The 12,125-nt window shown below is 60.4% G+C and carries 9 protein-coding genes and 2 pseudogenes; 4 read left to right on the top strand and 7 right to left on the bottom strand.

The window, feature by feature from the left end; genetic code table 11:
• Positions 1–54: 54 nt before the first annotated feature.
• Positions 55–459 carry an endonuclease domain-containing protein gene (locus AC0V2S_RS03480; protein ID WP_475508508.1) on the bottom strand — a complete coding sequence of 135 codons (405 nt, stop codon included), beginning with the start codon at positions 457–459 and terminating at the stop codon, positions 55–57.
• Positions 460–473: 14 nt separating this feature from the next.
• On the opposite strand from AC0V2S_RS03480, the gene AC0V2S_RS03475 reads away from it, so the two are divergent.
• Positions 474–1,250 (top strand): TatD family hydrolase, encoded by a 777-nt coding sequence (locus tag AC0V2S_RS03475; protein WP_475508507.1) that lies wholly within the window; start codon positions 474–476, stop codon positions 1,248–1,250.
• Between the two features lie 58 nt (positions 1,251–1,308).
• Here AC0V2S_RS03475 and AC0V2S_RS03470 read toward each other — a convergent pair whose 3' ends face one another.
• The 5 genes and pseudogenes from AC0V2S_RS03470 to AC0V2S_RS03450 form a co-directional block, all read right to left on the bottom strand.
• Positions 1,309–2,013, bottom strand: coding sequence for a methyl-accepting chemotaxis protein (locus tag AC0V2S_RS03470; protein ID WP_475508697.1), 705 nt, complete (start codon positions 2,011–2,013; stop codon positions 1,309–1,311).
• A gap of 153 nt (positions 2,014–2,166) precedes the next feature.
• A pseudogene (locus tag AC0V2S_RS03465) lies at positions 2,167–2,370 on the bottom strand (HAMP domain-containing protein); the annotation flags it as partial.
• Between the two features lie 1,291 nt (positions 2,371–3,661).
• Positions 3,662–4,498: a regulatory signaling modulator protein AmpE gene (gene ampE, locus AC0V2S_RS03460; protein WP_475508506.1), complete on the bottom strand. Its 837-nt coding sequence runs from the start codon at positions 4,496–4,498 to the stop codon at positions 3,662–3,664.
• Positions 4,495–5,088 (bottom strand): 1,6-anhydro-N-acetylmuramyl-L-alanine amidase AmpD, encoded by a 594-nt coding sequence (gene ampD / locus AC0V2S_RS03455; protein ID WP_475508505.1) that lies wholly within the window; start codon positions 5,086–5,088, stop codon positions 4,495–4,497. Before ampD ends, ampE begins: the two co-directional genes overlap by 4 nt.
• 96 nt (positions 5,089–5,184) lie before the next feature.
• A pseudogene (locus AC0V2S_RS03450) lies at positions 5,185–7,496 on the bottom strand (DUF1631 domain-containing protein).
• Between the two features lie 312 nt (positions 7,497–7,808).
• Here AC0V2S_RS03450 and nadC point away from each other — a divergent pair.
• The 3 genes from nadC to AC0V2S_RS03435 all read left to right on the top strand — a co-directional run bounded on the left by nadC (position 7,809) and on the right by AC0V2S_RS03435 (position 11,218).
• Positions 7,809–8,657, top strand: coding sequence for a carboxylating nicotinate-nucleotide diphosphorylase (nadC, locus tag AC0V2S_RS03445; RefSeq protein ID WP_475508504.1), 849 nt, complete (start codon positions 7,809–7,811; stop codon positions 8,655–8,657).
• A gap of 118 nt (positions 8,658–8,775) precedes the next feature.
• Entirely contained in the window at positions 8,776–10,083 is a 1,308-nt protein-coding gene (locus AC0V2S_RS03440) for a nucleotide sugar dehydrogenase (protein WP_475508503.1), read from the top strand.
• Positions 10,070–11,218 carry a glycosyltransferase family 4 protein gene (locus AC0V2S_RS03435; protein ID WP_475508502.1) on the top strand — a complete coding sequence of 383 codons (1,149 nt, stop codon included), beginning with the start codon at positions 10,070–10,072 and terminating at the stop codon, positions 11,216–11,218. Before AC0V2S_RS03440 ends, AC0V2S_RS03435 begins: the two co-directional genes overlap by 14 nt.
• A 21-nt stretch (positions 11,219–11,239) precedes the next feature.
• On the opposite strand, the gene AC0V2S_RS03430 is transcribed toward AC0V2S_RS03435, so the two are convergent.
• Entirely contained in the window at positions 11,240–12,118 is an 879-nt protein-coding gene (locus AC0V2S_RS03430) for a glycosyltransferase (RefSeq protein ID WP_475508501.1), read from the bottom strand.
• Between the last annotated feature and the right edge of the window lie 7 nt (positions 12,119–12,125).

Genomic DNA, 12,125 nt, shown 5'->3' with positions numbered 1-12,125 from the left:
GCCCCTCTCCCCTGCCCCTCTCCCGTAAACGGGAGAGGGGTTCCAATCGCGGTATCAGGAACGACCGCGATTTGCTTGTCTCCCCTCGCCCGCCTGCGGGAGAGGGGCCGGGGGAGAGGGTCGCTTTTGCCCTTCGACCCACAACCGCAAACTCTCCAACACTGCCTCCATTTCCCCTAACACTTGGTTATTCCAGAAGCGCAAAACCGTAAACCCCTGCGCTTCCAACCAAGCGTCACGGCGCCGGTCATAAGCAACCTGCTCAGCGTGCTGACCGCCGTCCAGCTCCACGATCAAACCCAGCTCCATACAAACAAAGTCCACGATGTAATGGCCCATCGGTTTCTGGCGCTTGAATTTCAGCCCCATAAAACGCTTGGCGCGCAACTGATACCACATCGCCCGCTCCGCCTCAGTCGCCCCGTTACGCAACCCTTTGGCACACCCACGCAAATCCATTTACCCTGTCCTCCATGCGCCTGATAGACACCCACACCCACCTCGACTTCCCCGACTTCGATTCCGATCGCAGCCAGCTCCTGGCCAACGCCCGGCAAAAAGGAGTTGAGCGCCTGGTAGTGCTCGGCGTCTATCAGACCAACTGGCAACGGGTATGGGACCTGGCCCAGCAAGAAGACAGCCTCTACGCCGCCCTCGGCCTGCACCCGGTCTATCTGGAGCAGCACCAGCCTGAGCACCTGCAAGCACTGCGCACGTGGCTGGAGCGCCTCGCCGGCCACGACAAACTCTGCGCGCTCGGTGAGTTCGGACTGGATTACTACCTGCCGGAGCTGGACCGCGACCGGCAACAGGCGCTCTTCGAAGCCCAACTGCAGCTCGCCGCCGAGTTCGAACTGCCGCCGCTGCTGCACGTGCGCCGCAGCCACGCGCAGGTGATCGCTACCCTCAAGCGTTTCAAGCTCAAACGCGCCGGCATCATTCACGCCTTTGGCGGCAGTTATGAGGAAGCCAGGGAGTACATCAAGTTGGGCTTCAAGCTCGGCCTGGGCGGCGCGGCCACCTGGCCGCAGGCGTTGCGCCTGCGCAAGGTGGTGGCGCAGTTGCCACTGGAGGCGATTGTGCTGGAGACCGATTCGCCGGATATGGCGCCGGCGATGTTTCCCGAGCAGCGAAATAGCCCGGAGCATTTGCCGGAGATTTGTGTGGCGCTGGCAGAGCTTCGCGGTGTGGACGGCGAGGTGTTGGCGCGGGTTAGTTCGGATAATGCGAAGGCAGTGTTTGGCTGGTGATACCCCGCTAAAACAACAAGGCCGCCCAAAGGCGGCCTTGTCACTTACCCACTAACCATCAAACACGGAACGCACTGATCAACTGCTTCAGATGCGCCACTTCCCCAGACAGCTCACGGCTCGCCTGCTCCGTCTGACTCGCGCCCTCAGCTGTGCGCTCGCCGGCCAGATTGATCTCGACAATGTTCTGATCAATATCGTGCGCCACCGCAGTCTGCTGCTCAGCCGCCGCGGCAATCTGCTGGTTCTGATCGACGATCATGCCCACCGCGCCAAGGATATTCTCCAGGGCAACTTGCACCTTGCCGGACTCGTTCACCGTGTTGTCGGCCATGGTGTGGCTGCTGTGCATAGTTTTCACCGCCGCACCCACACCGCCTTGCAGCTTGGCGATCATCTTCTCGATTTCTTCGGTGGACTGCTGCGTACGCTTGGCGAGGTTACGCACCTCGTCGGCCACCACGGCAAACCCGCGACCCTGCTCACCGGCACGTGCCGCTTCGATAGCGGCGTTAAGCGCCAACAGGTTGGTCTGCTCAGCAATGCCCTTGATCACATCAAGCACCTGGCTGATGGACGCGCTGTCGCTGGCCAGTTGGTTGATCACACTTACCGACTGGTCGATTTCATCGGCGAGGCGCTGGATGCTGCCCACCTGCAATTCCACCAGGGCACGGCCGCTGACGGTTTCGTGGTTGACGCTCTGCGCGCTGTCCACCGCGGCAGCCGCGCTGCGGGCCACTTCCTGGGCCGTGGCGGACATCTCGTTCATGGCCGTAGCCACTTGCTCGATTTGACTGCGCTGACCGGCGACCGCCAGGTTGCTCTGCGCCGACACGTTTTCCACGCGATCAGCCTGCACACCCACCGCGCTGACGGTATGGCCAACGCGCTCGATGAGGTGGTGAATCTTCTGCACGGTGCCGTTGAACACTTCACCGAGCTCGCCCAATTCGTCGCGGCTTTGTGCATGGAAGCTGACGGTCATATCGCCGGCCGCCACCTGGTCCATCACCTTGCCCAGGCTTTTCAGCGTGGTGCGGGTCGAGACGTAGAAGCCGCCGTACAGGTAGCCAATCAGGATAAACACCACCAACAGCGCCACCACCAGCAGCACCATCTGGGTTTGTTTACGCTCCAGACGCTTCTGCAATTGCTGCTTGAGGAAAACCAGCGCCGCGTCATTCAGCTGGTAAGTCTTGTCCATCGCCACTGACACTTGGGCGTAGAAATCTTGCCAAGGTGCGTCTAGGGCGTCGGCCATTACCACCTGGTCTTCGAATAGCGTGCTGCTCTCTTTCAGGGTGGCGCGGCTGGCCTCGGCCAGGCTTTTGAGCGCTTCTTGCGCAGCCGGGCTGCCGTCGAGGGCGTCGTTGATGGTCAGGCCGTACTCAGCGTGCAGTTTTTCCAGAAGCAGCAACAGTTCATCGAACTTGCCGCTGGCCGAGGAATTGAGGAAACCCTGCGCCAGGGATGCCGAACCCAGCGAACGCCCGGTGCTCAATGCCGCCGTCACCGAGGTAGTGCCGTTGGTGACCAGTTCGATCATCTGCCGCACGGTGGTTTGACTGTCCTGGCTGAGACCAGCCTGGTTGGCGATGATCTTGATCAGTACCTGCATATTGCCCTGCAGCTTCTCGATCATCGGCGCCTTGCTTTGCAGCGAGGTCTCGGCATCCGCAGCTTTCAGGGCTTTTTCCAGTTCGTCGCGCTTGCTGGTGAACAGCTCGATCTGGTCGGCATCAGTCACCACCGGCTCAAGCTTGAGCAAATCGGCTTCGATACGTTTGGTCAGCGCGCCAATACGCGCCTCAAGATCGCCCGCCTTGCCGGATTGACCGACGGCAGCGTTGATCTCGACCATGTCATTGAGGTTTTCCAGGTCGCCACGCAGCTTGAGGCTGGCGCCCATCAGGTCGAGGCTTTGCAGCTCGGCCCGGGTGCCCACGAACTCGTTGTAAGAGTCTTGCACCAGGTAGTAGTTGGTAACCAGCATCGGCAGGAAAAACAGGATGCTGATTAAGCTGAATTTCATACCAAAACTAAGGCGATTCATCAGCGCGATGGCCGGATACAGCACGGTCTTCACAAGACGTCTCCTGTTCACATTATTGTTATGGATCGTCACAGGGTAGAGCGGTGGAGACAGCGGAGGTCAGTCGCTTTATCCCTGCCGGCCCTTGTGCGTCGTTGGCGACGTCAACGGGCAGTTCGAACGTGACGCGAGTCACAGACTGCCGGGCGCGGCATTCTGTATACCCGATATCGGCCAGCACCTTTGTAACTTAAGGTTAAAGTGACGTCTATAAGTTGACGGGGACATTTACCTGAGTGATGGCACTTCACACCCAAAGCCCCGCGGGCCCTGCTAAATCGGGCCTCTCAGCCCGACCAACGGCCACCACAATCCGTTAAAACAAAAGCGTCCAGACAGCAAAACCGGCGTACCAGAACACCCCGGCACGCACCAGCAACTGCCACAAATCATCGAGGCTCGAAACGCCACTCTCGCCGAGCGTGGGGTTACCGAAATCTTCTGCAGCGCGTCCACTGTTGGCGATCAGCTGCGCGGCGGAAATATTCCAGTTGAGCAGCTCGTGGAGCAGTACCCGGCTAACCGCCACAAAGCTGCCCACCAGGGCAAAACTACCGGCCAACAGACGCACCGGCAGCCAGTCGAAGGCATGTCGCCACTGTGCGGCACGGCTGCGCAAGGCAGGGTCTTGGGCATGTTCATCGGTCAACGCCAGCAGCCGATACGCCAAGGCGGCCAGCGGGCCCAGCAAGGCATACCAGAAGATCACCGCGAAGAAGCTTTGATAGCCCTGCCACAGCAAGAAGCCCTGCGCTTGGTGCAGCAGGCTGTCGCTATCGGCGGCCTCCACACCCAGGTCGCGCTGCGCGACCAAGTACGCCGCCTCAACGTCTTCGCGCCGCCACGCATCACGGAACGGCCCGAGCGCCACCAGCGGATCGCCACGGCCCAGGCTGTACACCAGCACCCACAAGTGCACCGGCAAAGCCAACCAGCCATGCAGCGGCACCCCGATTACCGCCAGCAGCAACGCCAGCGCCGCCAACGGCAGCAGCACCAGCACCGCCAGTTGCAACCAGGGGTTATGGCGAAACGCGCTCTGACGCTCGGCCCAGGCCAGCAGCCGTAGCCAGGCGCCGTCTTGCTGGATTCTGGCGCGCCAGGACGAGAACTTCTCGACCCACAACACCAGGAGCAGCACTAGAAAACTCATTGCATCTCTCCCTTTGATGACGAGCGTGGGCCCGTCACTCCTTCTTCTGCCAACCCCGCCAAAAAGCGTGGCCATTCGAAAAAATCACCAGGGTCGGTCTTGCGCCCCGGAGCAACGTCGCTGTGTCCGCAAATTCGTCCGGTAGTAATCGCTGAATACGCCCGGCACAGCTGGCCACTCAACTGCGCCAGCACGGCGTACTGCGCGTCGGTAAAAGGCTGATCGTCCGTCCCTTCCAGCTCGATACCCAGGGAAAAATCATTACAGTTGTCGCGCCCCTCGAACAGCGACACCCCGGCATGCCAGGCCCGCTCCAGGCAGGACACAAACTGCGTCACCGCCCCATCGCGCTCGATCAGAAAATGCGCCGACACCCGCAGATGACAAATCTCGGCGAAATAGGGGTGCTCCTCGGCCTGCAGCTCATTCTGAAACAGCTCCACCACCTTACCCGTACCAAACTGCCCTGGCGGCAGGCTGATGTTGTGGACCACCAACAGGGAAATCTCGCCATTGGGGCGGGCGTTGAAATTGGGTGATGGGCAGTGGCGGATGCCTTCGCACCAGCCAGTGAGGGGGTCCAGCTGCATAAGTGCTCCTTGAGGTGCCGACCACTCTACCGGTCCAGACCCAGAAACGACAACGCCCGGCTTGAGGCCGGGCGTTGTGGGTAACACATAGAACGGTCAGGCGTTTTTCAAGCGACGCAGGTTGCCGATTACCGACTCCAGCGCGCGGTCGAACAACAGCGCATCGTCCAGCAACCGAATCGCATTGCGACGGAATTCAACGGCCAGGCCCATCCGGGTTTTTTCCAGCACTTTCATGCCGGTGCGGTTAACGAAAATGTACTTGCCGGTCGGTTGATCACCGCCGCCAACTTGCAACGCAGTTTGTGTTCTTCGTCTTCCTGGAACTCAACCCAGCTGCCCACTACCAGGCTATCCACGCGAGCCAACGACTCGTCGTCATCTGGCAGCGAAACTTCGGGCTCCTGCGCGTGGTTTTCGCCCGGCGCCAGCAGCACGATTTCCTCAACCACTTCGATCATCGTCGGCACGGAAACGGCTTCGATTTCCTCTTCCGGCGGCAGCTCCAGCAACGGGGCTTCGCCATCCAGGCTTGGAACGACTTCGGCGTGGGTTTCTTCAACCGCTTCCGGCAGTGGACGCTTGAAGCGCTGGAATGCCTGCACATGCAGGTTTTCCAGCTGGCTGAAAAATTCGCTGGTGGAGAACGGGTCGAACGCGGCGCTGGCCATCCCTTCGCGCAGGGCCTTGAGCAAACCAGGCACCAGTTCCAGCAGACGCAGACGCGCTTCCGGGTCTTCGTGCGGCGCCACGCTCCACACCAGATCATCCATGGTGCTAAGTGCCGCTTCCCACTCGGAGGAGTTCACGCCGTGCTTGAGGCAGGTGAGCATCATCACCTTGCTCCACGCCTCCTGCAGCAAACGCACCACCACTTCTGGCAGGGTTTTGCCCAGCAGGCGCTCGTTCAGCGCGTGTTCCACTTCGCGGCGGGCCAGTTCGGCCTTGGCGCTGCCTTCTTCGGCATCGCGGGTGCGTTGTTCCAGCAGCTCGCTGCGGCGGCGCTCGTCACCGGTAAAGGCGAGGAAGTCGGCCAACAGCTCGGAAAAGATCGCCGGGTCGTCAACAAAATCGTTCAGCAGGCGCTGCACGATGCTTTCGATTTTCTGGTACAGGCTGTCGCGTTGGGCGTCATCCTGCTCTGCCCAGCCCAGAGCGGCGGCGGCAATTTCGTTCAGCAGACGGCGCGCCGGGTGGCTGCCGCGGCTAAAGAAGGTTTTGTCGAGCACCGCCACTTTCAGCATTGGAATCTGCAAGCGGCCGATCAGGGCCTTGAGCGAGTCCGACAGGGTTCGGTCGTCGAGAATAAATTCGAACAGCATCGACACCAGATTGATGACGTCTTCATCAACCTCGCCCACCACGCGCGACTTGCCGCTTTTGGCGCTGGCACGCACGAGCAGTTGCTCGAGCTGGTTGCGCAGGTCGAAATCGTCTTGCGCGGCGTTGGTGTACACCGGGCGCTGCTGCATATGAGAGAGCAGGCGCATCAGGTCATTGCTGGAAATCGGCAGCGCATCGGCCGGCATTTCGCGGCGCGGCACACCGCTGCCACGGACCTGCGACAGCAGCTCCTGCAACACGCCAAACACTTCCTGCACATCTTCATTGGCGTAACCACCGCCCTGCCCGCCTTCCAGTTGCACGCCAGGCGCGCCGCTGGTGCCCGCCGTACGAGCACCGCTGGCACTCGGGCCGGCTTTGCGGCGCAGGGGCGCGGTTTTCAGTTCCGGCAGTACGCCTTCCTGAATCAGTTGCTGGTTGGTGTCGGCATACAGCTGGTCGAGGTCGCTAAGTACGTATTTCTCGAACAGCTTGAGGATGATCAGCTTGACCTTGATTTCAACGCCCAGACGGCTGCACGCCTCCAGGAAAAACTCGCAGAGCACGGTCGGGCCCAGAGGGTTGGTCTTGTCGTCGATTTTCTTGCTGACCATCGCGTTGATGCGAGTGGTCAAGTGGCCGAGGGAGACCGCGTCGCGGCTCATTACCTTGGCGACCATGGAATCCAGCGCTACGGTTTCTTCCAACTCATCGTTCTGAATCAGCGCCAGGGTGTCGAACGACACAGCATCCAACACCGGCGCGCGGCCTATTTCGTACTGGTTGAGATTGGCGAAGGTTTCGAAGACTTTTTGCAGGAAGCCGCGTTCGATGCCCTTGCGCTTCAGACGCAGGTCACGCATGGCCTCGAAAAAGGCGTTTTGCTCGGAGTTGCTGGTCGCGCGGTCAGCCATCTCGAAGAGAGTGTCGTCCGCGTTGTCGAACAACGCCTGCAAGGCTTGTTTCAGCTGCTGGGCAGCTTTGTCGCGCACGTGAATGAGTGCCACGGGCAGCCTCCCCGCCGGTGATGTTGGCGAGTGCTCGGGAGCAACCTTGGTCAGGTGCACCACTTTCGCATCAGTCATTGCAACTCTCCCGCAGACCGGCCTTCTGGCTCTCACATCTGCATAACGATCAACTGAGCGTCATCCGTTACGTCAATGGCATGGCGTCAATAATAAGCAGTAAAAGCGATTATAGAGAGGCCGCGCAAGATGAAACCCTACTTCTTGCCCAGATATGACCTACATCACACATGTACCGCATCTGATTCCAAACGGCTACTAACGGACGACCAACGCGAGCAATACCGCACAGTTGCACCCTACAAAAATGGGCACTGCACAGCGGCTTGCTCCTCTTTATAATTGCCCCCATCCGAAAATGGGGAGTTCCCAATGCCGAACCTGTTGCTCGCCGACCTTGGCGCCGAAATTCAAGCCAACGTACGCCGTGCCCTGCGAGAAGACGTCGGCAACGGCGATATCACCGCCCAACTGATCCCCGGCGAACGCCTGGCCCACGCCACCATCATTACCCGCGACGCCGCCGTCATAGCCGGCAGCGCATGGGTTGACAACGTATTCACCCAAATAGATCCCCGCGTCGCTGTGCACTGGCAAGTACAAGACGGCGACCGCGTGCAGCCTAACCAGGCTTTGTTTCATCTAGAAGGCCCGGCCCGCGCGCTGTTGAGCGGCGAACGCACCGCCCTTAACTTCCTGCAAACCCTCTCCGCCGTCGCCACCCGCTGCCGCCACTACGCCGACATCGTGGCCGGCACCCAGGTAAAACTGCTCGACACACGCAAAACCCTGCCCGGGCTGCGTCTGGCGCAGAAGTACGCCGTTACCCAAGGTGGCTGCCATAACCATCGCATCGGCCTGTACGACGCTTTCTTGATCAAAGAAAACCATATCGCTGCATGCGGCGGCATCGCCCAGGCGATTCAGGCCGCCCACGGCATCGCGCCCGGCAAGCCGGTAGAGGTTGAAGTAGAGAGCCTGGACGAGCTGCAGGAAGCGCTGGATTCAGGCGCAGACATCATCATGCTTGATGAATTGAGCCTGGATGAAATGCGTACAGCGGTGGCGATGACCGCCGGAAAAGCCAAACTCGAAGCCTCCGGCGGCATCAACGACAGCACCCTGCGGGTGATTGCCGAAACGGGCGTGGACTACATCTCCATCGGCACCCTGACCAAGGACGTAAAAGCCGTGGATTTGTCCATGCGCCTGAGCCTCTGAACCGCGCCGCTCCGGCAAGCGCCACATACCGCACAAAACCGCGACCTTGAGTGGTAGAAGGCCGATCCGATCTGGCATGCTGCCGCGTCATCCGCCGCGGCAAAAAAGAGCCTAGTAAATGAACGAGTTGGAACTGCTTGGGGAAAAAATTGCAGCGGGCAAGGCCGTGGTCGGCATCTACGGCCTGGGCTACGTCGGCCTGCCGCTGGCACTGCGTTTTGCCGAGGTGGGCGTCAAGGTCATCGGCTTTGATATCGACCAACACAAAGTCGACAGCCTCAACAGCGGCCGCAGCTACATCGAGCGCATCCAACCCGAGCAGATTCAAACGGCAGCGCAGCAAGGCCTGGAAGCCACCAGCGACTTCTCGCGCACCGGCGAAGCCGATGCGCTGATCATTTGCGTGCCCACCCCGCTGAACGCCCACCGCGAACCAGACCTGAGCTTCGTCATCAATACCGTCGAAAGCCTGCTGCCCTACTTCCGCGCCGGCCAGCTGCTAAGCCTGGAAAGCACCACCTGGCCCGGCACCACCGACGAACAACTGGCGCCGCGCCTCGAAGCCCGGGGCTTTACCCCCGGCAGCAACTGCGCGTTGGTGTTTTCGCCCGAACGCGAAGACCCCGGCAACCCGATTTACGGCACCCAGGACATCCCCAAAGTCATTGGCGGCATGACCCCCACCTGCCTGAACCTGGGCGTAGCGCTGTACCAACGCGCCATCAAAACCATGGTGCCGGTCAGCAGCCCGAAAGTAGCCGAGATGAGCAAACTGCTGGAAAACATCCACCGCGCCGTAAACATCGGCTTGGTGAACGAGATGAAAATCGTCGCCGACAAAATGGGCATCAACATCCACGAAGTCATCCGCGCCGCCGCCACCAAACCCTTCGGTTTCGTGGCCTACACCCCCGGCCCAGGCCTGGGCGGCCACTGCATCCCCATCGACCCCTTCTACCTCACCTGGAAAGCCAAGGAGTACGGCATCAACACCCGTTTCATTGAGCTGGCCGGCGAGATCAACCACTACATGCCACAGTGGGTCGTACAGAAAGTGGCCGACGCCCTGAACGACCGCAGCAAAGCCATCAAAGGCAGCCGCATTCTGGTACTGGGGCTGGCCTATAAAAAGAACATCGACGACAGCCGCGAATCCCCGGCGGTAGAAATCATGAAACTGCTACAAGACAAAGGCGCCGACATCGCCTACTCCGACCCGCATGTGCCGAGCTTTCCGAAGATGCGGGAGTACAGTTTTGATTTGAAGTCGGTGGAACTGACCGAGAACAGCATCAGCCAATACGACTGCATTGTGCTGACCACCGACCACGACCTGTTCGACTACCCGCTCCTGACCCGCGCCGCGAAACTGCTCGTGGACACCCGCGGACGTTTGCCGGAGGGGGCAAACATTGTCGCAGCCTGAGGCCGCCCGCCAGCGCATCCTGATCGTCACCCGCAACCTGCCGCCTCTGGTGGGCGGCATGGAGCGACTGAACTGGCATATGGCCGACGAGCTGTCGCGCTATGCCGATGTGCACGTGGTTGGCCCCGCCGAATCCGAATCACAGAAGCCCGCCAACGTAGGCTTTTCCTCCGCTTCGCTGCGCCCGCTTTGGCGCTTTTTACTACAGGCTGGTTGGGAAACCATTCGCCAGGCCAGGAAGTGGAGGCCTGACGTGATTCTGGCTGGCAGCGGACTGACCGCCCCCATCGCCCTGATCGCCGCGCGGTTGTGCGGCGCTAAGGCGGTGGCGTATGTGCATGGGTTGGATATTTCGGTGAATCATCCCGTGTATCGCTGGCTGTGGCTGCCAGCGATTCGGCGGTTGGATCGGGTGATTGCCAATAGCAATCCGACGCGGGAGTTGGCGTTGGAGGCTGGGGTGAAAAGCGAGCGTATCGGCATTGTCTACCCCGGCGTTAGCCTTCCCGCAGAGCCACAACAGCCGAGCAGTTTCCGCCAGAAGTACGATCTGGGAAACGGACCTATCCTTCTTTCCGTAGGCCGCCTTACCACTCGCAAAGGCTTGCTCGAATTCGTGCGCGATGCCCTACCCGCAATTGCGACAAGACATCCAGATGTGGTCCTGGCGGTGGTTGGAGATGCGCCCAGCGACTCCCTGCATGCCACCGTTCAAAGCAAAGCAAGCCTGCAACAAGCAGCCGATACCTTGGGGCTGGGTGGCAATATCCGATTTCTTGGCCTATTGCCCGATGGCGAGCCGTTGGCCGACGCCTATCGATCATCGACGGTCCACGTCTTTCCCATCCGCAAAATCGTCGGCGATCCCGAAGGCTTTGGCATGGTGGCAATCGAGGCCGCTGCCCATGGTCTGCCGACAGTGGCCTTTGCTAATGGCGGAGTAGTTGATGCGGTGGCTCCCGGGCGCTCGGGACAACTGGTAACGATCAATGACTATGACGCCTTTGCCCAGGCCACCCTCGAGCAAATCGCGCAGCCCTCCGACCACAGGGCCTCGAGCATCAAATTTGCGGCGGACTTTTGCTGGAGCAATTTCGGCAAGGCTGTTAACCAGAACCTGAAGGGCCAACGCTGAGCATCATGTGGCGGCGATGGACTAAGCCCGCACCGCCGCTCGACCCAACATCGGGTCGTCGATAAACGCGAGCCGCCAACCTGCCCACAGCGCCTTGATCGGCACCATCGAGCGAAAGCGCGAGGCTCGCAGCAAAGCCCGCGCACTCAGCATCCCGGCACGACAGCCATACAGCAGCGCCTTGTCCAGACGGCTGGTTGCTAACTTACTGGCCAGGATCCAATGCGCAGCGACCATGCGCTGCTCATAGAACTCCGAGCCCAAACCGCTGCTGGCAGTGCCTTCGTGATAAACCAGAGTTTGCTCGACATACACCACCGACTGCGGCTGCGCACTCAGCCGCCAGCCGAGCTCGCAGTCTTCGCCGTACATAAAGAAGTCCTCATCGAAAAGAGGTCCCTCTACGCGAGAACAATCGATCAGCAGACAACAGCCGCTGGCATGCATAAAACTACCGGGGGTAGGCTTGAGCGTCAGCAAGCCAGTCAGCCGCTGATAATAGGCGGGGCCGCTCACGCGGCCATGCTGGTCGATATTGGCAAACGCCAGAACACTCAAGGGCGAGCGATCCAACGAAGTGACGAGCTTTTGCAGGCCGCCGCCCAGTAATACGGCATCGTTGTTGATGAGCAGAACTCGGCAGTCGGCAACCAGCTCTCGGCAGCGGGCGATGCCACGGTTAACCCCTGCGGCGAAACCAAGGTTGTGCGGACTGACGTCCACTATCACCTTCGGCTCCTGTGAAAAGTGCCGCTCAATCTCAGCCGCAGCGACACCATTGTCCGCCGAGTTATCCACCACCAATACCGCCTCAACTCCCTGCGCGAGCAACGAGTTGATGCAGCTGATGCTGCGCGTAGCATCGCGGTAGTTGAGCAACAATCCGATAGGTGCAGGCATCAGGTGG

The sequence above is a fragment of the Pseudomonas sp. CC11G genome (genome assembly GCF_056174845.1).
Note: the sequence above shows the minus strand (reverse complement) of the source record. Positions and strands in the feature narration are given on the sequence as shown.

Coding starts and splice junctions, on each gene's coding strand:
- AC0V2S_RS03480 (WP_475508508.1), bottom strand. CDS start 459: ATGGATTTGCGTGGGTGTGCCAAAGGGTTGCGTAACGGGGCGACTGAG.
- AC0V2S_RS03475 (WP_475508507.1), top strand. CDS start 474: ATGCGCCTGATAGACACCCACACCCACCTCGACTTCCCCGACTTCGAT.
- AC0V2S_RS03470 (WP_475508697.1), bottom strand. CDS start 2,013: ATGTCCGCCACGGCCCAGGAAGTGGCCCGCAGCGCGGCTGCCGCGGTG.
- ampE (WP_475508506.1), bottom strand. CDS start 4,498: ATGAGTTTTCTAGTGCTGCTCCTGGTGTTGTGGGTCGAGAAGTTCTCG.
- ampD (WP_475508505.1), bottom strand. CDS start 5,088: ATGCAGCTGGACCCCCTCACTGGCTGGTGCGAAGGCATCCGCCACTGC.
- nadC (WP_475508504.1), top strand. CDS start 7,809: ATGCCGAACCTGTTGCTCGCCGACCTTGGCGCCGAAATTCAAGCCAAC.
- AC0V2S_RS03440 (WP_475508503.1), top strand. CDS start 8,776: ATGAACGAGTTGGAACTGCTTGGGGAAAAAATTGCAGCGGGCAAGGCC.
- AC0V2S_RS03430 (WP_475508501.1), bottom strand. CDS start 12,118: ATGCCTGCACCTATCGGATTGTTGCTCAACTACCGCGATGCTACGCGC.